This is a genomic window from Ochrobactrum sp. Marseille-Q0166 (assembly GCF_014397025.1).
In the GTDB taxonomy this organism is placed as follows: domain Bacteria; phylum Pseudomonadota; class Alphaproteobacteria; order Rhizobiales; family Rhizobiaceae; genus Brucella.
The window spans coordinates 253,036-275,747 of the sequence record NZ_JACJUO010000002.1 but is presented as its reverse complement, the minus strand read 5'-3'; the positions used below and the strand labels follow the sequence as shown (position 1 = coordinate 275,747).

The following is a 22,712-nucleotide window of genomic DNA, read 5'->3' as shown; positions in this document are numbered from 1 at the left end:
CTTTTTTATTTTATATCGTCGCTTTTACGACCAATGCTCAGCAACTGATACATAATCAGTGCTGCAAAGGTTGATGTGCCTATTCCACCGAGAGAAAATCCACCAATATTGACGGTGAAGTCACCGGCCCCAAAAATCAGGGCAACGCCGACTGTGAAAAGGTTGCGCGGATCAGCGAAGTTTACCTTATTAACCACCCAGATGCGTGCCATTGCTGAGGCAATAAGGCCGAAGACAGATACGGCAAGGCCAGCAAGAACGGGTGCTGGTATGGTTTGCAGGATGGCGCCGAATTTAGGCGACATGCCAAGTACAATCGCTACAATAGCAGCAATGACGAAAATCAAAGTCGAATAGACTTTGGTCATCGCCATGACGCCGATGTTCTCGGCATAGGTTGTAACACCTGTACCACCGCCTGAACCGGAAATCATTGTCGCAATGCCGTCACCCAGAAATCCACGACCGATGTAGCGATCCATATTCTGCCCAGTGATCGAACCAAGCGCTTTGATGTGGCCCAGATTTTCCGCGACGAGCACGATGGCAACCGGAGCGATCAGCGTGATTGCAGGCCAGGTGAAGACAGGCGCAGAAAATGCGGGCAAGCCGAACCACGGCGCGGCGCCAACCGCAGAAAAATCAATGCCGGGAACGAAGCCCAGACCATTCCCGAAAATCAGTACGAGGCAATAGCCGAACAGCAAAGCCAGCAATACAGCAATACGCTTGGTGGCGAGTGAGCCGTAAGCAGATATCATGGCCATGCATAGCACCGTAAGCAATGCGATTGTCATATGCGCGCCGGTGCCCTTGAGCTGTCCGATCGCGACGGGTGCAAGGTTTAAACCTATGGCAACGCCAATTGCGCCGGTTACAGCCGGTGGCATAAGTTTCTCGACCCAACCAGTCCCGACGGCCATTACAATCAGGCCGATCACTGCGTAAAGAGCGCCACAGGCGATGATACCGCCAAGCGCCAACGCAATATTTGGGTTAGGGCCGCTACCAGCATAGCCAGTGACGGCAATGACAACGGCGATAAAAGCAAAGGACGAGCCGAGATAACTTGGCACACGGCCACCTGTTATAACGAAGAATAGGAGCGTTCCTATGCCGGAGAAGAATACGGCGACATTCGGATCAAAACCCATGAGCAGAGGTGCAACAATTGTTGAACCCGACATAGCCAATAGATGTTGTATGCCCATCGGCACTGCTGCTGAGGTCGGTAATCGTTCGTCAGGTAGTACAGTACTGTCGTTTGTAAGACGCCAATTTGGAAAGTAGGACATAGACCCCTCATGATCATATTTATCAAAAAGGGCTTATCCGCAATTTTGTGAAACTACTAGGCGGCTTAGACGAATTTAAGCCGGTATTTTCACGCGTTTTATATCGAATAAGGTGTGAGGGTTTTTGAATGTATCGCGTGGAAATACTGCGGGATTATGATGGCCATGTAAAATGAGTTCGTGTCGCAGGTAAAAATTATAAAATTTTTCCTAATAAATAATATTCGAAACTTATTGGTTAATTTTTCATATATAAAATGTATATATCTAATATACATCCGTATTCGATTGGCGAATGGCATTGTATATACAAGCTTAATTAGAAAAATTTGCGATGTAAATTAAAAGAAATTCAGCCGCGCATTGGTCGTATTATTATAAAAAAATGCAAGTTGAAACTGCGATTGTTATTCAAGAGCACACAAGCAGTATATCTTTTGCCGTATGACGTGCTGGGCCCTACAGCCTGAACAGCGTTTTTGCTGCCAGAAGTGTCAGTTGGTAGGTGAATAGATGTTTGTTCTGAGCGGCCTTCTGCATGAGAAAGGACACCAGTAACAACAATCATCCCATCTTCACGCCCAACTTTAAAGCTGAGCGCAAACTCGTATTGAGCTGGAACTGGCTTAATGGCATCATTGATATCTTCCCATAAAGCATATGTGCTCTGCACATTCCCTGCGCGGTCTTTAATGCCGCCTCGTTCATTGATAACAGGCAATTCTGGTTGCATACGGGACAGTGCAGCAGAAAAAGCCGCCTTTACATTTCGCTCCATGATGCGCTCCTGCATTTCAAGCAGGCGCTCCATCGTGTCGATGTCAACATTCGGATTCATAGCAGCGCGCTCAATCACCTGAATGATTGCTGCAATTCCTTGCGTTTCGCGATGATTTCGGAGCGGGAGAGTTCACGCATGGGCTGCAATATCACTGATTACGCGATAGGCTTCGTTCGCCTGTTCGACGCTGTGAAGTTCGGCGGTGTGATATTCTTCGAGAACCAGAACGTGAGCTATGTCAGAATACAAAGTCGATCGATCGAAGCGGCCAGACTGCCAAAGAGGATCAAGAACAGCATGAATGCTTGATCTGATCTTTTTGATTGCTGGCGTTGGGATGCACCCGAGCGGCCGCGTCCTGTTCTTAGTCTTGTGGTGACAACCGACGAAGTTCTTGCAGGTGTCGCACTTCCAGAACGGCAGGCGGGACAAGTCGCCACGATGAGGGTAAATCTCCTTGCCGTCTTTCAGGTGCGCATCAACTGACGACTGGCAACCGCAGCAGAAAATCTTACGCTTCTCGGCCATGATCCACCTCACTCAGCAGCTTCGAGAACAGCCGTTTGCATGTTCTCAAGGGCGGTAAATGTGAGGTCGGAATAGTCGTCGCGGCGACCGAGGCGGTATCGGCAGAATGTTCTTCGCACGATCAAGCCATGTGGAAGCAGGTATCAAGCGTAGACAGGAAGCGGCAAAGGCAGCTCAACTCCTTTTGGTAAGCAGTCAGACCGAGGAAGAACGAGCAGCGAAGGCCGCACAGGAAAAAGCAATTGAGCAAGCTAGGGTAGAAGCCAAGGCAAAGGCCGAAGCGGAATATCTAGCAAAGCTGGAATCCGCTGCCGCAGAAGCACAGGCAAACAAAGAGGCTGCAATAGCAGCGGCTTATGCACTGATGGGGAAAGAGGCGCCTGTCGAAACACGCCGTTCATGGCGAGAAATCGTTGATGAAGTCTGTGAGCAATCGAATTTCTCGACGCGCTGCATCATCGGACGCGGCAAGACTTATGAAGTCTCAGCAGTCAGACATTTTGCAATATTAGCTGTGTGGGCTGAACGAGAAGACCTTTCACTGCCACGCATCGGTCATCTGATGGGCGAACGTGACCACGCAACAATTCTAAATTCACTCAAGCACTTCCGATTTGAAAATCGCGAACTTGCTCACGTCTTCGTGCGCAAGTGTCTCGCTGGCGGCATTTCCGCAAAGGAAGCAATAGCAATTCGGAAAGCGGCATAGGAGAGGGCGATGAACACATTAAGTTGGTTACTTTATCTTGCAGATGTAGCGGGCAGCGCTAAGCCAATGTTTGGCTTTATCGCTTTCATGGTCGGGCTTATGGGCGGCGCCGGAGTGGTCGTGCTTTGGGTTATATCTGCCATCGAAGATATCGAAAAGCTTCCAGCTACTATCGTGACAGTCATATGGGTGTTGATAACAATCCCGTCCTTAGCTCTAGCAATCCTTATCCCATCGAAGGATACAATTTATCTTATAACAGCCTCACAGGCTGGGGAGGTTGTCGTCAAGTCTGACGAAGCGAAGGAAATTATGTCTGGTCTTCGCGACATCATCAAAGAGCAGATTAAGAAAAATCTACCTTAACCGGCATAAACATAACCCTAGGCGATGAGGAAACACTATGGCGGCGCACAGCAAGGCGGAAAAGCCGAGAGTAAAACGAGGAAGGGGAAGGCCGAAGAAAGAAGGGGTGTTGCGGACACCATCCGGTCAAATCAGCAGGGCAAAGGAACCGCCTGCAAAGGTCGCGCAACTGGCAAGAATGAGGATATTCGGCATGACAGCATCTGAGGCGCTCAGCGAACTTGCGGGCGACAATTTGGGTCGGCTTCATCTCGCATGGAAACGCGACCGATCAGACGGCATCAGCACCGAACAATACGATGCTGCTGATCGTTATCGTGAGGTCTATAATGATAAGCGGAAAGCTGATTGCTCATCCGCAGCCCACTATGAGCACTCTGGGACGGTCGGCACAACGAACCAAGAGGAATACGACGCGTGGGTAAGACGAGCAAACGCAGCATTTGATGATGCAAGGAAGGCAATCGTTGACGCGCAAATCGAACTGCGAAATGGCAATCTCCTTGCAGCGGTTCAGTATATGCTCGAACGTGATGCTTACTTTCCACACATGATTGGGGATATTCGTCTCGCCTGTAATGCACTTCATAGACACTTCTTCACACAAAAACGTAGAAAGGTCGCATAAACGTCTTGTCAAATCACTAGACACGGAATAATCTGCACATAGTTTCAGAATGGATAAATGTATCCAAAGTAGATTTCAGCGGCTTACGGGCCGCGTTTTGATTCGAGCGGGTGCAAGTAGCCGGCTATCAGCTTCCACCTGATTGCCGGGAGGTGCAAATCCTCCCACAGCGCCAAAGTATCACGCGGTACGCCGCATGATGGGGAGAACTCGAAAGGGTTCAGGACTGCCTAATTAATCTATTACACGCGGGAACGTGGCATAGATCGATAGTGTGGGGCTGCTACTCCACCTGTAGAATTCGAGGCAACACCTCAACGGAATGTGCGAGACGCGGTGAATGCCAAGGCCGTCCTCCCCGAAAGGGTGTAGAGTTACCGAGAGATTTGGCGCTCGGCGCACACGGAATGCGAGGCAGCGGTGGTTCACCGTATGGCGACGAAGCCGAAAGTCAGAAGCTGGTCGCACGGCGGTTATCTGCCATAAGTCGATAGTCAAGGGTTGTGGATATCCCGACCGCCAGCCATGTAGGTTCTGCCTCGCAAATATGACATGACCGCCGCCACTGCTTGGCATCCAGATAGCGCAAGGTACGCGGCGGTTCTCAATTCGAGGGGATAAACAGGCTCGCATAGCTCAGCTGGATAGAGCGTTGGACTTAGGTTCACAGGTCGTAGGTTCAAATCCTGCTGCGATCCTGCCACTCGGACAGAATGCGAGGCGACCGAAAGGCGTCAATTCAAGCCGGATATAACGGCGGGCTAGGTAGTGTTTCCGGCAATCCTAGGTATATGTAATCCAGTACATGCCCGCCTCGCATACTAATCAGAACGGCGGCGTTGAAAGCAGAAGCGCAGGGGATCACCGGCAGCTTGATTGATTGCGATGCGCTGATGCTAGATGCAATCGCCCGCTGTCAGCAGGGTTAGCGTCCCGCCCGTTCTGTACCAGCCTTTAGCAGTCTGTGGTAATTCGGTGTCAGCCTATAGCAGGCTGGTTAAATAGTGGCATTCGCCAAGCCGATAATCGTCCTTGGCCTGACTTTATAGTGTTTGAAAGCAAAAACCTAGACTGGCTTAAGAATGATAGAAGTTCCCATTATAACATGTTCCCCAAACCTGTTAAGTTCTGTCGATCTTCCGTCATCCAACTCGTAGTAATAATGTGCGGATTTGCTTTTGCTCATGCGACCCCAAGTTTGATCCGGAGAATTTATGTCAACGAATAATCGTATACCCCGGTAGATTTGACCGTCACTACCAATAAGGTCAACAAAACTGTTGTCACTCATACTGCGTCTCCAACATGTAAAATGTTATAATAATGCAACGATCATCATAGAAATGAACACACAATTTAACCCTGCCAACGAGCAGGTCTTATACATTTAGTGAACAGTTTCTAATCTATGTTATTAGCGTGTCGAATTATCCGAGCAATCTCATAAGGGTCTTCAATTCCACTATCATATATCTTGTAAACCTGTTTCGCGATCTTCAGGGCTTCTGCTGCTGTAGGCAAAGAAACATTAAGCAGCACACAGGTTTCGACATATGCACGTTGCAGGGCTCTAAGCTGCTCTGGCTTGTATGTTCCAACAAGCTGGCCTGTACGAAATGGCATTCATTATGTCCTTAATACCAATTGAATCAACGCTTCTCCATTGCCTTGAGCTTTGGCGGGTTGCGTGAGCAATGCGACCAACTGCGCGGGTTGGAAGCAGATAAGCGTTAAACCCGAAACAGCGGTCTATCTGGCCGGAAACGATCTGAAAGCCGGGCAAGGGATTGCAGGACATAATGCCTATAGGCAGAAAGCATGTGGCTGGTAATGGGTGACGATATTAAGTGGCTAATCGGTATAGCTGTCACTTTCGGGCTGGCATTGATCGCGGCTTTCTGATCCTTGTCAGCCTCAATGAAGGCTGGTGATGACGCTCTGCACGAGAGGATTAACCGAACTCGTGACGACTATGTGCGCTGGGTAGATTTGGACGGCCATGTCAGCCAGCTACGGGATGGCATGAAGGAGCTTAAGGACGAGACAAGAGACAGCGCCAAAGAGACAAACAAACGTCTCGATCAGGTTCTGGCTCAGGATAAGAAGTAGAGAACATTAAAGCGGTTCATCAGCTCATCCATCGACGAAAAATTGCAAAATCCCCCACAATTAATCAGTCAACTGTTAGTGATCAATTTTTAGTTATTTCATCAATGTCTTCTTTAATATAGTTTTTGTATATTAAATACTTTTGATGAGGAACTATGAGAAATATTATTGTGACAGGTCTTGCTATCTTTTTTGCTGGAATGCTTTCCCATTTCGCGATGGCCGCTACTGCTTCCGTAAATCCGTTGACCAATCGGGTTACAACTACTGGATTTTGGTGTTTTGGTTCGGGCCAGATTGAAGAACCATTTTGTCCGGGTCCTGCACCAGTCCCTCCTCGCTAAGATCGATGCCGTCACCTTAACTTTGGTTTAATACCAAAGCATTGTGTTCTGATATGTTGGTGCATGTAAACCTGAACAAGTGTACATGCACCAACGTTGCGATGAAATCTTTAGGTCACTTCGACATTACAGTCCGGGTGTCAGCATCATTGTTCCAGCACGCGCACGTCTGCCCGCCAATGAAGGTGCGCTTCCATTTAAGTTGCATCTTCTTTCAGGGTTCCCGTAACTGACAAAGTTTCCGGAACGATTTCCGCATTTGCTGCACAGAATGCGCCTTTCCAGTTCTTCCAGCGTCTGCCATTCCCCGAAGCGCACAGCCATTAACGGCGCCGTCTTTTTGTAGTGGTGATTGCATTTAGAGCGCGTCCATTGAACGCGGAATCGCGTTGAGGATTCCCTTGGTCGCCGAATTCTGATTCCATCGCTCCGACTGGTGATTTGGTTGGAGGCAATATGACCCGGCTTTCAGTGATGATCTGCGTAGCCGCGTTCTGGCTGCGTCACGGGATGGCATGTCGGCACGTTCAGCGGCAGCCCGATTTGGGATTGGGATTTCAACAGCCATCGCCTGGATTGCGAGTGCGCGAGCAGGTCTGTTGACCCCGGCGAAGCAGGGCCGACGCGGCGGCTCACGCCTGGATCCTCACGAGGACTTCATCTTCGGCATGATCGAAGAGGCGAAGGATATCACGCTCAACGAAATGGTCCGGCGATTGCATGAGGAGAGAGCCGTATTGATCGGCCGCAGTGCGCTTGACGTCTGGCTGCGAAAGCGCGGCTGGACTTTCAAAAAAAGACCGCACATGCACTGGAGCAGGACCGTCCTGACCTGCTGAAGCGTCGCCAGGACTGGTTCGACGGCCAGCTCGATCTCGATCCAGCGCACCTCGTATTCATTGATGAAACCGGCCTGAGCACGAAGATGTCCCGGCTTCGCGGACGAGCCCCTTGCGGAGATCGATGCCATTCACCGGTCCCACACGGCCATTGGAAGACAACGACATTTACCGGTGCACTCAGACTATCTGGCATGACCGCGCCCATGGTCCTCGACGGTGCGATGAACGGCGTCGCATTCCAGGCCTATGTCGAACAGGTTCTCATTCCAACCTTGGTGACCGGCGACATCGTCATCATGGACAACCTGCCGTCACATAAGGCGAAGGGCGTGCGTCTCGCAATCGAAGGTGCGGGCTGCAGCTTGCTCTACCTTCCTCCATACAGTCCAGACTTCAACCCCATCGAGAAGGCCTTCGCCAAGCTCAAGGCCGTCTTGCGCGCCAAAGCCGAGCGAACCGTCGAGGGCTTATGGAATACTGTCGGCCAGATCGTCACGCTGTTTGAACCACAAGAATGTGCCAACTACTTCAAATCCTGCGGAGATGACCCCGAGTAAAGTGGACGCGCTCTAGCACAGGTGAACCGAACGACATTGGTTTGTCTCAGGTTCTTAAGGACGTTTTTTATTTGATGACGGTTGGCTTCCAGCCGCGAGCAAAGCCCATCGACATGGCAAGGCTGGCGTACTCGATCTCTTTGACGAGGAAGTCCCGGTCTTTCAATAGTGCTTCAATCGCCGCTTTTACATCGCCCTTGTGATAGGCGAGTACCAATTCAATTTCTTCGTCGTATTCATTGTCTCGCGTAACCGCATTCATTGTACTGCTCCATGAAAAAGCAGACACACTCACCGCCATGGTGTCTTAGATAGCGCTAATTCACTTAAACAGTGCATATAAGTCAATTCACAAGCGGAGGCTTGGAACAAAAAAAGAACACCTATGGCGTTTTTGGTTCTGCTCCGTGGCGATCTATTCATCTGTGTTCATTTTGTTCCAATTTAATATGATTAGGGCTTGCGATTTAACCCTTTATATTCTAGGGGTTTTTTATGGTTCGGAGCGTAGCGCAGCCCGGTAGCGCACTTGACTGGGGGTCAAGGGGTCGTGGGTTCGAATCCCGCCGCTCCGACCATTAAATCAATGACTTAGACCCAATAAGTCACTCCTCTAGTTTACCGCTTTGTGCACGGTTTACAGCAATCGTTCTGCTTTCGATCTTTTCCACAGCCGCACTTGATACAAGATAATGCTTCCTGATGATCGTTTCGGTATCCTTTTCCGAATGTCCAGACACTTCCGCGATATGCTTGTCGTCGTCCGTCAATGGAAATTCATCGTCTTCTTCTTGAAGCATTCGGAATAGCTTCTCCGTGGCAATGAACAGGTGCGCGGCTCGCGCTCTGGCTGTTCTTCGCACGGTGGTCTTTAAGGACCTGTATATCTCGGTCTACCCGAGGCGAGCTTGGAGGGAGGCGGGGACACGCCGCCGGAAGAAGAAGGAATTGGCTTCGCGCCGGAGGAAGTTCGACATCGCCAAAAGCGCCCTTTGTGGGGGGGCAGCGTTGGGGTATCCACAACGCTGGCGACATAGGGCTAAGTTGTGGAATTATAAAAGGAAGTGGCTGGGGAACCTGGATTCAAACCAGGATTAACGGAGTCAGAGTCCCAGCCAATCTATTGATATATAGTCATTATTTTGCAAAATGATGCATTCTACGCCCGTTATGAATCAATGGGTTAGCTGCGAAATGCAAAACAATGTGCAACAATTTCGCACCATTTGATCTCATATGATTGCCGCTTCATTTAGCGTCTCTAAACGTCAGATTTCGACCCCATTTCTGCCGTCAGCGCCCGTACCTGCACTCTCATAAACAGACATGCCGATGTTGTTAGTACATCGTCTGCTTATATTCCTCCTCAAGGACAGCGTCGATCTTTCGCATTTCCTCCTCACTGGGTGCCCCTGTGGTCTCATCTAAAATCATCTTGATGAGTGAAGGCATCTGACTGCGATCCTGACGATGGTCTGGATCCCAGATGCGCGCGCGCTTGAGAGCCTTTGCGCAGTGCAGAAATACCTCGCGAACATGAACGACGATTGCCAGGGTAGGGATACGGTTTTTGACCTGCATGCCTTCGAGAAGAGCGGGGTCATTTACGATGTTGGCCAATCCATTGACGCGCAGGGTGTCGTCAAAGCCGGGAACCATAAAAAGCAGGCCAACGGCTGGGTTTACTAGGATGTTCGACAGGCTATCCAGTCGATTATTCCCTGGGCGGTCAGGAATAGCCAAGGTGCTGCTATTCAAGATACGAACAAACCCAGGCGGATCCCCGCGAGGGCTTACATCTGCCCGACCGTTGAGATCCTGCGTACCCAAGCAAAGGAATGGTGAGCGCTGGATGAATGCCTGCGCATGTGGCCCTAATTCTTGCTGAAACTTTTGGAGAGCGAGGTTATGCGTCGGGGGATATAAGCGGCGTAAGGCATCCTCACTATCGATTACAAATTTGGGGTCCATGATCTCCTCCAAGCGTTCTCTTTGCGGCAATACCATTCTGAGGTACGTACCTCAACATTGTCAAGTTAGAATTTTCTGGTCGCTTAGTGGCCGAATTAGCGGGTGCTGTTTTCATAGGACAGCGGGAGCGCCCCCGCGTTCCATGTGCAGTAGCGGGCATCCTGGCAGGCGGCATTCTTAAACTACACAGAGTCGGTTCTGGTGGAGAATTTGCTGTGCTTGCGTTCGGCTCGCCTGCCATAGGCGCGCGCAAATTGCCGCCTTGTCGTTTGCCGACAAATTCGCGGCGTTGCTGTCCAAATCCGGACAGTCCGAAAACCACCCCATTTCACTCACGGGCAGATCGATCAAATGATGCAATGTAAATCGTTTTGGCAGCCTGCCGATGCAGAGAAGTTTGGAAAGTGTACCGTTGTTCTAGAATTAAACGATAACAAAAACAGTGGCTTAATCTCCTAAAGAAATCGCATTTCGCACGATTTACAAACCAAAGACAGGAAAAATATAGATTAAAATTAGAAAAAACCAATGAATTCAAATGGCTGGGGAACCTGGATTCGAACCAGGACTAACGGAGTCAGAGTCCGTGGGTCTACCGTTAACCTATTCCCCAGCAGGGTCACGTATCAGTTTGTTTCTGAACCGTGATTTCGATGTAAGCAATCGCTTTATTCATCGGTGGCCACCATCTAGCGAACTCATACGATGAGTGCAAGCCCTTCTTTTAAAAAAATATGGCAAATTCAATTATTTCTTTGCTGCAGCCAGAAAGCACTGTCTTTGCCGCTCAAAATTCAACGAGCAGGCAAAAAAAAGCCCGGCAGCAGAGGTGCGGCCGGGCAAAAAGGCAGGCTGGCCGAGAGGGGACCCGGCATGTGAAGGTGGCGCCTGCCAGATGTTCAATCAACAGATGTGGCGGGTCGCCTCCACGCGTGAACGTGCATCTGCAAGTGCTGCCAGAACGCGCGTCGGATCCTCCGCGCTGCGTTTATGGATCGCAGTAAAAACATCTCCACTCTGAAGTCCGATATCCTTGAGCAGGTAATTATCGAGTTCATTGAGGTGGAGCACATGGCGTCGGTTTCGGATTAGCGTCCAGCGCCGCATAACCGACATAAACACCGATTTTACCATTTGCTTGAGCACAGAGGTCAGTGTGCTCGTAGCCGGTAAATGTGTCATGATGGTCTTGCTGATCGCTGTCATTGCCGCTCTCCTTTAAGCGCGCGTATTCAAATTGTTTCCATCGTCAGGTCATTCGCTTTCGCGTTTCCATTCTCTGCAACACCAGCTTTATCCAATAATGGAATTGATTGTTCCAACGAATGTTTTTAATGTAATAGTTCAATAATAGTGATGGATGGTTTTGATGAGTGCACCTTTGGATCTGGATCAGTTGCAGACGTTCATCGCCATTGCGGATACGGGCAGTTTTACAAAAGCGGCTGATGCGGTTTTCAAAACACAATCTGCTGTTTCAATGCAGATGCGCCGCCTTGAAGAGCGTATCGGAAAACCGCTTTTTGAACGCGATGGGCGTATCAATCGGCTGACTGAAGATGGTGAAAGGCTGCTGCTATATGCGCGCCGTATGTTGTTGCTGAATGGTGAAACCATTGCAGCCTTTGATGATACGCAACTTGAAGGCCATGTGCGTATCGGCACGCCCGACGATTATGCCGATCGGTTTTTGCCCGAAATCATGGCGCGTTTTGCGCGGTCTAACCCACGTGTCGAATTGTCGGTTGTTTGCGAGCCGACGGTTAATCTCGACGAAATGATCCGTCGTGGAACGCTGGACATTGCTCTTGTGACGCAGTGCGATGATAAACGCCGGTCAGAAGTTGTACGCACTGAGCCGCTTTTATGGGTAGCATCGGCCAACCATGCGGTGCATGAAGAGGCGATGTTGCCGCTCGCTGTCGGGCGACCGACTTGCATCTGGCGCCATGCTGCAATCAATGTTCTGGAACAGGTGGAACGCGATTATCGCATCATTATTACGAGCTGGTCTGCGACTGTTCTGGCGGCTGCCGTTCTGTCGGGGCTTGCGGTTTCTGTGTTGCCGGAATGTGCGCTACGGCCCGGAATGCGTGTTTTGGGCGAAGCAGATGGTTTTGGCACCTTGCCGGAATTCGGCATTGGCATCATGCGCGGACATACCAAGCAGAATCCGATTGTTGATGCACTGGCCCAGCATATCATTGAAAGTCTTGATAATATTTCATCGCCTGCACCGGCTGCATTGGCGTCGGCTGAAATTGCAGGTTTTCCTTCGGTTCGGACACGGCGTGTGCGCAGCAACGAATTGTTGCCGGGCTGGTGATGGTGCATAAGATGCAGGGCGACGACTTGACCCGTTGACCGGAGGGGTGCGCTGGGTGCCTATGATGAGATGAGCATGGGTTCCGATTCTATACCAAGCGGCACCGCTTCAAATGTAGCGGAATATAGCGTTTCCGAGATTTCCGGCGCTTTAAAGCGTACGGTCGAGGATACGTTTTCGCATGTGCGCGTGCGGGGCGAGATTTCTGGTTATCGTGGACCACATTCGTCGGGACATGCCTATTTTGCTTTGAAGGATGATCGTGCGCGGCTTGAAGCCGTGATATGGCGTGGATCGATGGGGCGTTTACGCTTCCGCCCCGAAGAGGGTATGGAAGTCATTGCCACTGGCAAACTGACGACTTATCCAGGTTCTTCCAAATATCAGATCGTCATTGAACAGATGGAGCCTGCAGGCGCTGGTGCGCTGATGGCGCTGCTTGAAGAGCGCAAGCGCAGGCTGGCCGCCGAAGGTCTGTTTGATCCTGCGGTCAAGCAACTATTGCCTTTCATGCCGCGGGTTATTGGTGTTGTCACATCGCCAACAGGGGCGGTGATCCGCGATATTATTCACCGCATTTCAGATCGCTTTCCGCTGCATGTGATCGTTTGGCCGGTGCGCGTGCAGGGCGAGACAAGCGGCGCGGAAGTGGCCGCAGCGGTGGAAGGTTTCAATGCACTGGCTGAAGATGGCGCGATTTCACGCCCCGACGTGCTGATTGTCGCGCGCGGTGGAGGCAGTCTCGAAGATCTTTGGGGTTTCAATGAAGAAATAGTCGTTCGCGCAGTTGCGGCTTCGCATATTCCGGTGATTTCGGCTGTCGGTCATGAAACCGACTGGACGCTTATTGATCTGGCCGCCGATGTACGCGCGCCAACGCCCACGGGTGCCGCTGAAATGGCTGTGCCCGTCAAAGCCGATCTGATCGCAACTGTTGCAACGCAATCGGCGCGCCTGGCGTCTGCCATGTCACGTTTTATCGACCTGAAGCGTCAGGCGCATCGTGCCGCGAGCCGGGCATTGCCGTCGGCTGATCAGTTGCTGGCATTGCCACGGCGTCGTTTTGATGAAGCCGCTTCGCGACTGACGCGGGCGCTTTTTGTGAATACACAAAAGAAGCGTGTTCACTTTGAGGGTCGCGCACGTCAGTTGTCGCCGCGCTTGCTGCAACGCGGGTTCGACGAACAGAAGCGTCACATGAAGCTGCTTGGACAGCGTCTGCCGCGTGCGCTTGAAGCGTTTTTGCGCGAGCGGCGCACATTGTTTGCGAGGCGTTCCGACAGGCTGGCACCAGAGCCTTTGTTACGGCGTACGACCCTTGCGAAAGGCACAATAGAGCAGCTTGATCGGCGGCGTGATCAGGCGATTAATATCTTGTTTGAGCGCACGAAAAGACGCGGTCACGAACTGGAACGCCTGATGCGGACGCTCTCTTATGAAAGTGTTCTTGATCGCGGTTTTGCGGTTGTTTTTAATGCCGATGGCAAGCCGGTCAAACTCGCTGCAGGCGTTTCTGACGGTGACGCGCTATCGATCCGCTTCCGCGATGGGGATGTTGCGGCAACGGCGGGACATGGCTACGATACCTCATCACCAAAGGGCGCCACGCGAAAGGCGTCATCGTCTGGTTCTGGCGGGCAGGGATCGCTATTTTAGCAACACAAGCCTTTTGATTGCTTCATCATCATTCAAGATAACGCGTAAGTTGCAGAATACGTTGTTCTCTTAAGGCTCACTTAAGTTTGGTCTCCTTTTTCTCGGCAAACATTCGCTGACATGCTTTCGTAGTGGAGGGCATGTGGCTTCAAGTCGTGCAAATGAAAGAGTTTTTGGATGTCGCGTAAATTTTCTGAAGGCAGTGATGTGCCCATGCTGCCTAAAGGTGTCACGAGCCGGCGTGCATTTCTGATCGGTGCGAGTGCTGTCGCGCTTTCGGGTTGCGTTTCAACGGCCCAGCAGGCCGCACCTGCTAAAGTTGCTGCCGCGCCAGCCCCGGTGCGTGCTGTGCCGCCAATGTACGAGGCCATGCCTTATGAGCAGTTTCCTCTGCCTGCAGTAAATGTTGCCAAAGTCGATCCGAAATTCTGGCGGCAGGAAGTCGATTATCCGACCAGCGAAAAGGTCGGCACTGTCATCGTCGATACGCCGAACAAATATCTCTATCATGTTCGCAGCAATGGCCGGGCCATGCGTTACGGCATCGGCGTCGGACGCGATGGGTTCTCGTGGGCAGGGCGTGCGATTATTGCTTATAAGCGCCAGTGGCCGCGTTGGACGCCGCCGGATGAAATGGTGGCGCGCCAGCCGGAGCTGATGCCTTATAGTATTGCCAATGGCGGTATGCCTCCCGGCTTGAAAAACCCGCTTGGTGCTCGCGCGCTATACATTCACAAGGATGGTCGCGACACGATCTATCGGCTTCATGGCTCGTCGGAAGAATGGAGCATAGGCAAGGCCGTGTCGTCGGGCTGTATCCGACTGCTCAATCAGGATGTCATTGATCTTTATAACAATGTACGCGATGGCAGCACGATTGTCGTTATCCCTGATCCGAGCAAGGGAACGCAGGTTTCTGCTTAACGAACAAAAGGCGCGGATTTCCGCGCCCTTTGTTTATTTATTGACTGTTGCCGTAGCGATAGTTTCAGCACTGCGCCAGAGCGACGGTCCCTGCATCACGATGACGCCCACAGCCACCAACAGAACACCAGCTATGCGGGATGGCGTGATTTCTCTTGATACAAATCCCATGATGCCGAAGTAATCGATCAGCACAGAGGCGATCAGCTGCCCGGCGATGACCGCAGTCATGAAACCGGCTGCCCCAAGCTTTGGCGCAAGCAAAATGGCAGCGGTGATATAGAGCACACCGGCAACGCCGCCGATCCATATCCATTTTGGCTGTCCGGCGAGGCCGGTGAAAGTGGGTAGCGAAACTTTCATGGCCAGCAATACCGGCAGCACACAGATGATGCTGACAACCAGCGATACGATGGTTGCCCAAAGCGGGTGACCAAGTGCGCGTCCGAGAGCCGCATTGGCACCGGCCTGAAATGGTACCACCGCACCGGCAATGAGGGCTGCGACGAGAAATGTAAGTGATCCCTGGGCCTGCATGGAAAGTCCTTTCGTCTATTCCTTTCGCTTTGATCTAGTTATATGTTTGGTGAATTGGAAATTCAGATTACCGAGTTGTATATGCATCAGACGAATAATCTAAGAAATGTTGATTTGAATTTGCTCGTCATTCTGGATGTGCTTCTGACGGAGCGGCACGTCTCCCGTGCTGCCGTGAGGCTCAATATGAGCCAGCCAGCAGTCAGCCATGCGCTAGTGCGTCTGCGTGGTCTTTTTGATGATCCGCTGCTTGTGCGTGAAGGCGCTGGGTTGGTACCGACGCTTAAGGCAATGGAAATTGCAAAGCCGCTAACGGAGGTTTTGACGGGTGTTCGTGCAGTGCTTGGGCCGCAGGGATTTGATCCCGCAACGACACAGTATCGCTTTCATCTTTCGATGTCAGATTATGGCGGCAGTATCTTGCTGCCAAGGTTAGTGCGCGAATTGCGACAGGACGCGCCGGGAATTGATCTTGCAGTCAGTCAGTTCAGCCGTGAAGGTATGATCGCGCGCATTCTCGATGGCGATATTGATCTGGGCTTTGGCGTCTTTCCGCATCTGCCAGCGCAAATCGCCGCTGATGTCATCATGCAGGATGAATATGTCTGTCTGCTCGACCGTCGAAGTCTTGAAGGGCGAGCATTTGATGCGGAGACTTATTTCGCCCGTCCTCATGCACTGGTTGCAGTGCGTGGCGATGCGACGACAGAGATCGAGGAAAGCCTTAAACTTGCGGGCCATACACGGCATATTGCTGTGGTGGTGCCTCATTGGGGCGTTGCGCCGCAGCTTATTGCTGGCACAGATCTTATCCTGACCACTGCGCGCGGCGGGCTGAGGAATTTGCCGCAGGACAATAATCTGATTGTGCTGCCTGCGCCTGTAGTTCTGCCGCCGATACCATTTGTGCAGATATGGCATAAGCGCCGGGAAAGTGACCCGGCGCATCGCTGGTTACGGTCGAAGATAAGCTCGACTGTTTTTAATACTCAATAAGCGTATTCCAGGAAGATCGGTTCGACCGAACCCGCCCACACGCTGTTATAGGCTTTAAGCATACGCTCGGCATCGGTGATACCCGCTGCGACGATTTCTTCGAGCGGTGCAAGGAAGTGGGTTTCGTCAAAGCCGTCGCCATTGAGCTGCTTACGGTTAAGCAGACCAAGACGGGAAATTTCCAGTGTCTTGCGTGCGATTTGCACGACTGGCTTACCCCGGAACGAGGCATTCAGGGCTTTTGCAGGGACATCATTGCGCAGCGCCAGAACCTCTTCATAAGTCCAGTCTTTGGTCAGATATTCTGCCGCACTGAGCGCTTCATCATCATAAAGCAGGCCAACCCAATAAGCGGGCAGAGCGCAAATGCGACGCCATGGACCGCCGTCAGCGCCACGCATTTCCAGAAAGCGCTTGAGACGCACTTCCGGGAAGAGCGTCGAAAGATGATTGGTCCAGTCGCCCATATTGGGAACCGGATCGCTGACTTCGCCCTTCAATGCGCCGTTCACGAACTGTCGGAAGGTGACATGCGTGCAGTCGTGATAACGTCCATCTCGCAGAATGAAGTACATCGGTATATCGAGCGCCCATTCGACATAATCAATAAAGCCGAAGTTTTCCGAGAAGACGAAAGGCAAAACTCCAGAGCGCTGGTTGTCGGTGTCGCGCCAGATATTGGAGCGCCACGACAGAAGATGGTTCGGCTTGCCTTCAGTGAAAGGCGAGCTGGCAAAGAGCGCCGTCGCAATTGACTGGAGCTTCATCGAAACCTGCATCTTCCGGCGCATATCGGTTTCGGAGCTAAAGTCGAGATTAACCTGAATGGTCGAGGTGCGGTACATCATGTCGAGACCTTCATGCCCGACTTTCGGCATGTAGTTGCTCATGATCTTATAGCGCGACTTCGGCATAACCGGCGTTTCTGCCAATGTCCATTTCGGGCTGCCGCCGAGGCCAAGGAAACGAATGCCCAGCGGTTCCGCGATCTCGTGCACCTGCGAGAGATGCGCATTCACTTCGCGGCACGTCTGGTGGATGGAGGAAAGCGGCGCACCTGAAAGCTCAAACTGACCACCCGGTTCAAGCGAAATCGCACCCTGTCCGGTCGGTTCAACGAGGCCAATAATATTGCCCTCATCGATGATCGGCTCCCAGCCAAGTTTGGCCTTCATGCCTTCGAGAATGGCTTTGATTCCGCGCGGACCTTCATAGGGAACAGGGCTGTTATCCGCGACGTAGAAAGGAAATTTCTCGTGCTCGGTGCCGATGCGCCACGCATCCTTCGGCTTGCTACCTTCAGCAAGATAGGCTGCGAGTTCTTCAACACCGGTCAGTGCTGTTTCATCGGTCGTATCGCGCGCCATGTATTGTGTCCCTAGTCGATTTATCTTTGTCAGCGTGATTGGACAAATTTGTCAAATCACGCAAGTCAATTTCATTGAAGATTGGATTTTCTTGAGTTCATGCTCGTGCTTTCCAGTCGCCCAATACTGCTTGCACAAGTGTAAGCGCCGCAACGGCCGCGGTATCAGCGCGCAGAATGCGCGGCCCAAGCGGTATCGCTGTGACGAAAGGCAGTTCGCGCAATTGCCGGCGCTCGCTTTCCGAAAAGCCGCCTTCTGGCCCAATCAGAACAGCATAAGGGCCGTTTTTGAGTTCGCTCAAAATGGTCAATGGGTCATCTGTCTCATGGCCCTCATCGCAGAAGATCAAACGTCGCGATTGGTCCCATTGCTCCAGAAAGCGATCAAAGCGTATTGCTTCACGGCATTCGGGGATGGCAAGCACACCGCATTGTTCGGCGGCTTCAATCGCATTGGCTTTGATGCGGTCTGTGCCAAGCTTGGGCACTTGTGTATGTTGTGTGACCACCGGCTGCAGAATGCCAGCACCCATTTCCACGGCTTTCTGTACCATGTAATCAAGCCGGCCCTGTTTGAGCGGTGCAAAGCAATAGATCAGGTCGCAAGGTGCTGGCTGTGGGCGGGTTTGTTCGATCACTTCCAGAAAGAGCCGCTTCTTGCCCTCGGGACGAAGCCTGACCTTCCATTCGCCGTCCTGTCCGTTAAAGGCGAGAACCTCGTCGCCTTCCTTCAAACGCAGGACATGTGTGAGATAATGGGCGGCTTGCGTCGGTGCTTCTGCACTAACGCCGTCGCTTATACCAGTTTCGATATAAATTCGTTGCATTTTATAATTTGCGCGCATGATCGCATCGATGGCAGAGGCGCGGGGGCATGGTCAAGCCCTTTGGTTGCATTGGGCAAGGCACGCAGACGTCTACACGATTTTTTGATGGGATCAGAATATGAGTTGAAACAAACAAGATTGTATACATATAGATATGAAGCTATCTATTTGAATGGAACTTAAATCATGAGACAGGCCTGGGTTGAATTTGCTTCGTTGCTTTCCGCAAACGCACGCGGTTGGCGCAAAGCTTTTGATACCGCCATGGCGGAGCACAACCTCTCAGATGCAAAAGCATTGCCACTCATTAGCTTGTTGCGGCACGGCGATTGCATACCGCAAGGCGTGCTGGCCGAGAGGGTTGGCATTGAGGGCGCAACAATTGTCCGTGTGGTGGATGAGTTGGAAAAAGACAAACTTATCCAACGTATTGCCGATGATACAGATCGTCGTGTGAAGCTTATCCAGTTGACGGACGAAGGACGCGAGCTCGCTTTGAAAGTGGACAAAACCTCTGCGCGACTTCGTACTGCCTTTCTCGGTGATCTTGACCCGGATTCCGTCGATATCGCGATGGATGTGCTGCGGGAACTAAACGAAAAGTTTCAAAACCGGCCATCCTGAATGCGGCATCCATGAAAACCGTAAGTAAAACTTGAGATATTGATGACGAAACCAGTTGAAACATTGCCGAAATTTTGGGACGTCGTCTTCTCCCTGAAGACGTTTGCGGCGGCGATGCTTGCGCTGTGGATCGCCCTTATGGCAGACCTTCCCAATCCGTATTGGTCGATAGCGGCGGTCTATATCGTCGCGCATCCGCTCTCAGGTGCCACGACGTCGAAGGGGTTTTACCGGCTGATCGGGACCATTATCGGCGGTGCAGTGACGATTCTATTCGTCCCAAATCTAGTCAATTCTCCGGAAATCCTGACACTGGCTATTGGCCTGTGGATGGGGCTTTGCCTTGCAATCAGTCTGCTTGATGGTACGCCGCGCAGCTATCTCTTCATGCTGGCTGGTTACACTGTAGCCATTGCAAGTTTTGTGGTTGTATCGGCCCCAGAGACAACTTTTGCCTATGCAGTGGGACGCGTTGAAGAAATTGCGATTGGCATTATCTGCGCAGCAGTGGTCAATCGTTTGGTATTTCCGCGCCACAGCGGTCCGGTTGTCGTAGCTCGTATCGACAATTGGCTGCGCGACGGCTCCATGCTCTTATTAGAGACATTACGTGGCAAAGGAGACAGTCCGGAATTTCGCCGCGACCGTCAGCGGCTTGCCGCCGATGCCTTGGAACTGCGCAACCTGACCACTCATGTGGCTTATGATACATCATCAATCCGCAATCTGGGTACACTTTTGCATGTTCTTCAGCAGCGCATGGTGGCTGTTTTGCCGATTATTTCGAGCCTGCATGATGTACTGCTTCTCAAGCCTGGCGAAGGAGAAAAGCCTTGGCATCCGGCAGTGCAGAAATTGCTTGATGAAACCTGCAGCTGGATTGAAAGCGGAGAGAATCTTACCGAGCAGCGCCGCGCGGTTTTGTTGGGCTATATCGATGAGATCGAACGCTATGGCAGGGATGCCGACACATGGAGTGAGCTGTTGCCATTTAATGTTGCAGCACGCGTGAGAGATTTGGTTCAGATATGGAGCGACTGTATTACACTGCGTCAGGACATTGTTTCCGGTTCGCGACATTCGCTTCGGTGGCGTCGTTATGATGCGCATCTGAAAACCCGTCCGCAGCACAGAGATTATGGCATGGCCTTTCTGTCGGGTTTTGGTGCTTTTATCTCGACATGTGTTGCGACCGCATTTTGGATTGCAACGGGCTGGTCGCAGGGCGGTGCAGCCGCGATGATGGCTGGTATCTTTTGCTGTCTTTTTGCAGCGATGGATGATCCGGTTCCGGTTATGCGCAAGTTTGGCCAATTGTTGATGATTGTGATTGTTGCGGCCTTTGTCTTTGAGTTCGCTCTGCTGCCGTTAGTTGATAGTTTCTTTCCGCTTATGCTCGTGCTGGGCTTGTTTCTGATACCTGCCGGACTGCTTCTTGCAATACCGTCGCAATTCATGCTCGGCATGGTGCTGTGCATAAATCTGCCGATGCTGCTGATGCTGCAAGGCCGTCTCACACATGATTTCGTCAGCTTTGCCAATGCTAATCTGGCGACTGTCGTTGGTATTGTTATTGCAGCTGTCGTAACGTCGATTGTTCGTTCGGTGGGTGCTGAATGGACGGTGCAGCGTCTGGTTAAGGCAGGCTGGAATGATCTTGCTCTTGCAACCGAACGCAAGCCGGGCCGTCATCGTCGTCAGCGGATGAACCGCTTGTTGCTTAGAATGATTGATCGTATCGGCATGATGACACCACGATTGGCGCTGATCCCGTCAGCTGATATCGCCAAGGTCGATCTGCTGCGTGATCTGCGTAACGGCATGAATACGATCGATCTTCAGCAATATCGGGCGAAGCTGCCTGAAGATTGCCGGGACGCGGTCGATAGGGTGCTCGACGGAATTGGTGCTCACTATCGTGCGCTTCTGCACAACAGGAAAGCTGAAACGCGTACCGATATAGACGAGCAGCTACTTTCGGCTATCGATGACGCTATCGCCATTATCATCGATCAGGGATCGCCTGCAATCGCTAAAAGACCGCGTCTGGCGCTGGTCGCCCTGCGATTTAACCTCTTTCCGAAGGCGCCGCCTTTCCAGTTGCCACCACAGCCGCGACTGGAACTGCCGCAGGCCGCCTGAAACACGTTCAGAGAATGGAAATTTTAGAGTCATGAGACCGGAATTCGACATCTATGGAATCTATCTGCCGAGCCTCGCAGTTCTGGCACTGGGCGCTTATTTCGCAAATTCGCTGATGCAGAGATTGCTCGCACGCGCCCGGTTTTATCGTTTTGTGTGGCACAGGCCTCTTTTTGACGCTGCCATGTACTTCTGCATTCTCGGCGCAAGCGCCGTCATCTTAAATGGAATACCACTATGAAGAAACTTTTTGCACATTCTGGCCGGGTCTTCCTAACCCTCGTCATGGTCACAATGGCAGGGCTTCTCGGCTGGCATCTCTGGGATTATTACATGAACGCGCCGTGGACACGCGACGGCAAAATCCGCGCCGACGTTGTGCGTCTTGCTCCAGACGTTTCGGGTTTGGTGAGCGAGGTTCTGGTGCGCGACAATCAGAACATCAAACAGGGGGATGTGATTTTTCGCATCGATCAGGCGCGCTACAAGCTTGCTTTGCAACAGGCAGAAGCAAAGCTTGCCAGCAGCAAGGCTGCTCTTGATATGGCCAATCGCGATCTTACCCGCTATCGCAAGCTGAATGATAACACCATCACGCAGCAGAAGATGGAGCAGATCGAAACCACGACAATGCAAGCGGAGGCCACCTATCGTCAGGCTGAACTCGACCGTGATCTCGCATCGCTCAATCTGGAACGTTCCTCTGTCAAAGCGCCCGTAAATGGTGTCATCACCAATTTCTCGCTCCAGCCCGGCGATTATGTGACAGCAGGTTCCCCGGTAACGGCGCTGGTTGATACAGACTCGTTCTATGTCTCGGGCTATTTTGAGGAAAACAAGCTCGAGCGTATCAACATCGGCGATCCGGTTGTGATTGACGTGATGGGCAGCAAGCTAAAGCTTAAGGGACAGGTTGAGGGTATCGCTGGCGGTATTGAAGATCGCGAACGCAGCGATTCAACGAACCTTTTGGCGAATGTTTCGCCGACATTTAACTGGGTGCGTCTGGCGCAGCGCGTTCCGGTACGTGTGAAGCTTGAAGATGTGCCTCAGGGGGTGCATCTGGTGGCAGGCCGCACCGTCAGCGTGTCAGTCATCAATTGATAGACGCAATAAACTGAAACCCATGAAAGCCCGGCTGTTGTCCGGGCTTTTTTCATGCTAGCCCTTTCGATGTAAAACTT

Annotated in this window: 25 protein-coding genes and 2 tRNA genes; 15 read left to right on the top strand and 12 right to left on the bottom strand. The window is 51.7% G+C overall.

Going from position 1 to position 22,712, the window contains the following annotated elements; translation table 11 throughout:
* Window positions 1–5: 5 nt before the first annotated feature.
* From H5024_RS12465 to H5024_RS12455, 3 genes are all read right to left on the bottom strand, one after another.
* Window positions 6–1,295 (bottom strand): solute carrier family 23 protein, encoded by a 1,290-nt coding sequence (locus H5024_RS12465; RefSeq protein WP_187547283.1) that lies wholly within the window; start codon window positions 1,293–1,295, stop codon window positions 6–8.
* A gap of 352 nt (window positions 1,296–1,647) precedes the next feature.
* The gene (locus H5024_RS12460; protein ID WP_348770694.1) at window positions 1,648–2,151 is read right to left on the bottom strand and encodes an ERF family protein; all 504 of its coding nucleotides are present in this window, start codon (window positions 2,149–2,151) and stop codon (window positions 1,648–1,650) included.
* 54 nt (window positions 2,152–2,205) lie between these two features.
* Window positions 2,206–2,604, bottom strand: a complete 399-nt coding sequence (locus H5024_RS12455; RefSeq protein WP_187547281.1) for a zinc-finger-containing protein — start codon at window positions 2,602–2,604, stop codon at window positions 2,206–2,208.
* Window positions 2,605–2,710: 106 nt separating this feature from the next.
* On the opposite strand from H5024_RS12455, the gene H5024_RS12450 reads away from it, so the two are divergent.
* Genes H5024_RS12450 through H5024_RS12440 form a run of 3 tightly spaced genes read left to right on the top strand, consistent with a single transcriptional unit; the run spans window position 2,711 to window position 4,307 of the window.
* Window positions 2,711–3,313: a helix-turn-helix domain-containing protein gene (locus tag H5024_RS12450; protein WP_187547279.1), complete on the top strand. Its 603-nt coding sequence runs from the start codon at window positions 2,711–2,713 to the stop codon at window positions 3,311–3,313.
* Between the two features lie 9 nt (window positions 3,314–3,322).
* Complete coding sequence (locus H5024_RS12445; protein ID WP_187547277.1) at window positions 3,323–3,679, top strand: hypothetical protein; 357 nt, start codon at window positions 3,323–3,325, stop codon at window positions 3,677–3,679.
* Window positions 3,680–3,716: 37 nt separating this feature from the next.
* The gene (locus H5024_RS12440) at window positions 3,717–4,307 is read left to right on the top strand and encodes a hypothetical protein (RefSeq protein WP_247875277.1); all 591 of its coding nucleotides are present in this window, start codon (window positions 3,717–3,719) and stop codon (window positions 4,305–4,307) included.
* Window positions 4,308–5,708: 1,401 nt separating this feature from the next.
* On the opposite strand, the gene H5024_RS12435 is transcribed toward H5024_RS12440, so the two are convergent.
* Window positions 5,709–5,930, bottom strand: coding sequence for a hypothetical protein (locus H5024_RS12435; RefSeq protein WP_187547275.1), 222 nt, complete (start codon window positions 5,928–5,930; stop codon window positions 5,709–5,711).
* 64 nt (window positions 5,931–5,994) lie between these two features.
* Between H5024_RS12435 and H5024_RS12430 the strand changes: the two genes are divergently transcribed.
* The 3 genes from H5024_RS12430 to H5024_RS12420 all read left to right on the top strand — a co-directional run bounded on the left by H5024_RS12430 (window position 5,995) and on the right by H5024_RS12420 (window position 8,159).
* Window positions 5,995–6,138, top strand: a complete 144-nt coding sequence (locus H5024_RS12430; protein ID WP_187547273.1) for a hypothetical protein — start codon at window positions 5,995–5,997, stop codon at window positions 6,136–6,138.
* 74 nt (window positions 6,139–6,212) lie between these two features.
* Window positions 6,213–6,416, top strand: coding sequence for a hypothetical protein (locus H5024_RS12425; protein ID WP_187547271.1), 204 nt, complete (start codon window positions 6,213–6,215; stop codon window positions 6,414–6,416).
* Between the two features lie 859 nt (window positions 6,417–7,275).
* Window positions 7,276–8,159 (top strand): IS630 family transposase gene (locus tag H5024_RS12420; protein WP_247875276.1). Its coding sequence is split into 2 segments (ribosomal slippage): window positions 7,276–7,540 and window positions 7,540–8,159, totalling 885 coding nucleotides; the frame shifts between segments, so codons are not numbered across the junction.
* Window positions 8,160–8,226: 67 nt separating this feature from the next.
* Here H5024_RS12420 and H5024_RS12415 read toward each other — a convergent pair.
* Window positions 8,227–8,421: a CUE domain-containing protein gene (locus H5024_RS12415; protein WP_187547269.1), complete on the bottom strand. Its 195-nt coding sequence runs from the start codon at window positions 8,419–8,421 to the stop codon at window positions 8,227–8,229.
* 239 nt (window positions 8,422–8,660) lie between these two features.
* Between H5024_RS12415 and H5024_RS12410 the strand changes: the two genes are divergently transcribed.
* A tRNA-Pro gene (locus H5024_RS12410) sits at window positions 8,661–8,737 on the top strand.
* A 27-nt stretch (window positions 8,738–8,764) separates the two neighbouring features.
* Here the strand turns inward: H5024_RS12410 and H5024_RS12405 are convergent.
* From H5024_RS12405 to H5024_RS12390, 4 genes are all read right to left on the bottom strand, one after another.
* Window positions 8,765–8,959, bottom strand: a complete 195-nt coding sequence (locus tag H5024_RS12405) for a hypothetical protein (RefSeq protein WP_187547268.1) — start codon at window positions 8,957–8,959, stop codon at window positions 8,765–8,767.
* 538 nt (window positions 8,960–9,497) lie between these two features.
* Window positions 9,498–10,130, bottom strand: coding sequence for a pyridoxamine 5'-phosphate oxidase family protein (locus H5024_RS12400; RefSeq protein WP_187547267.1), 633 nt, complete (start codon window positions 10,128–10,130; stop codon window positions 9,498–9,500).
* A gap of 539 nt (window positions 10,131–10,669) precedes the next feature.
* Window positions 10,670–10,743, bottom strand: a tRNA-Gln gene (locus tag H5024_RS12395).
* Between the two features lie 290 nt (window positions 10,744–11,033).
* Window positions 11,034–11,336 (bottom strand): DUF1127 domain-containing protein, encoded by a 303-nt coding sequence (locus tag H5024_RS12390; protein WP_187547266.1) that lies wholly within the window; start codon window positions 11,334–11,336, stop codon window positions 11,034–11,036.
* 163 nt (window positions 11,337–11,499) lie between these two features.
* Between H5024_RS12390 and H5024_RS12385 the strand changes: the two genes are divergently transcribed.
* From H5024_RS12385 to H5024_RS12375, 3 genes are all read left to right on the top strand, one after another.
* Complete coding sequence (locus H5024_RS12385; RefSeq protein WP_187547265.1) at window positions 11,500–12,456, top strand: LysR substrate-binding domain-containing protein; 957 nt, start codon at window positions 11,500–11,502, stop codon at window positions 12,454–12,456.
* 75 nt (window positions 12,457–12,531) lie between these two features.
* On the top strand, window positions 12,532–14,112 hold the full coding sequence (xseA, locus tag H5024_RS12380; RefSeq protein WP_187547263.1) for an exodeoxyribonuclease VII large subunit: 1,581 nt from the start codon (window positions 12,532–12,534) through the stop codon (window positions 14,110–14,112).
* A gap of 177 nt (window positions 14,113–14,289) precedes the next feature.
* Entirely contained in the window at window positions 14,290–15,036 is a 747-nt protein-coding gene (locus H5024_RS12375) for a L,D-transpeptidase (protein ID WP_187547261.1), read from the top strand.
* 33 nt (window positions 15,037–15,069) lie between these two features.
* Here H5024_RS12375 and H5024_RS12370 read toward each other — a convergent pair whose 3' ends face one another.
* Window positions 15,070–15,573: a DMT family transporter gene (locus H5024_RS12370; RefSeq protein ID WP_187547259.1), complete on the bottom strand. Its 504-nt coding sequence runs from the start codon at window positions 15,571–15,573 to the stop codon at window positions 15,070–15,072.
* 81 nt (window positions 15,574–15,654) lie between these two features.
* Between H5024_RS12370 and H5024_RS12365 the strand changes: the two genes are divergently transcribed.
* Complete coding sequence (locus H5024_RS12365) at window positions 15,655–16,569, top strand: LysR family transcriptional regulator (protein WP_247875275.1); 915 nt, start codon at window positions 15,655–15,657, stop codon at window positions 16,567–16,569.
* Here H5024_RS12365 and H5024_RS12360 read toward each other — a convergent pair.
* Together H5024_RS12360 and H5024_RS12355 are read right to left on the bottom strand one after the other, a co-directional pair.
* On the bottom strand, window positions 16,563–17,936 hold the full coding sequence (locus tag H5024_RS12360; RefSeq protein ID WP_187547255.1) for a glutamate--cysteine ligase: 1,374 nt from the start codon (window positions 17,934–17,936) through the stop codon (window positions 16,563–16,565). The genes H5024_RS12365 and H5024_RS12360 overlap by 7 nt on opposite strands.
* A gap of 97 nt (window positions 17,937–18,033) precedes the next feature.
* Complete coding sequence (locus tag H5024_RS12355; RefSeq protein WP_348770693.1) at window positions 18,034–18,780, bottom strand: 16S rRNA (uracil(1498)-N(3))-methyltransferase; 747 nt, start codon at window positions 18,778–18,780, stop codon at window positions 18,034–18,036.
* A 168-nt stretch (window positions 18,781–18,948) separates the two neighbouring features.
* Between H5024_RS12355 and H5024_RS12350 the strand changes: the two genes are divergently transcribed.
* From H5024_RS12350 to H5024_RS12335, 4 genes are read left to right on the top strand one after another with little or no spacing between them, the layout of a single operon-like run.
* Complete coding sequence (locus tag H5024_RS12350) at window positions 18,949–19,386, top strand: MarR family transcriptional regulator (RefSeq protein ID WP_187547251.1); 438 nt, start codon at window positions 18,949–18,951, stop codon at window positions 19,384–19,386.
* A 42-nt stretch (window positions 19,387–19,428) separates the two neighbouring features.
* Window positions 19,429–21,528, top strand: a complete 2,100-nt coding sequence (locus tag H5024_RS12345; RefSeq protein ID WP_187547243.1) for an FUSC family protein — start codon at window positions 19,429–19,431, stop codon at window positions 21,526–21,528.
* Between the two features lie 31 nt (window positions 21,529–21,559).
* A complete protein-coding gene (locus tag H5024_RS12340) occupies window positions 21,560–21,769 on the top strand; it encodes a DUF1656 domain-containing protein (RefSeq protein ID WP_187547241.1) in 210 nt (69 codons plus the stop codon).
* The gene (locus H5024_RS12335; RefSeq protein ID WP_187547238.1) at window positions 21,766–22,632 is read left to right on the top strand and encodes an HlyD family secretion protein; all 867 of its coding nucleotides are present in this window, start codon (window positions 21,766–21,768) and stop codon (window positions 22,630–22,632) included. Before H5024_RS12340 ends, H5024_RS12335 begins: the two co-directional genes overlap by 4 nt.
* The last annotated feature ends 80 nt before the right edge of the window (window positions 22,633–22,712 follow it).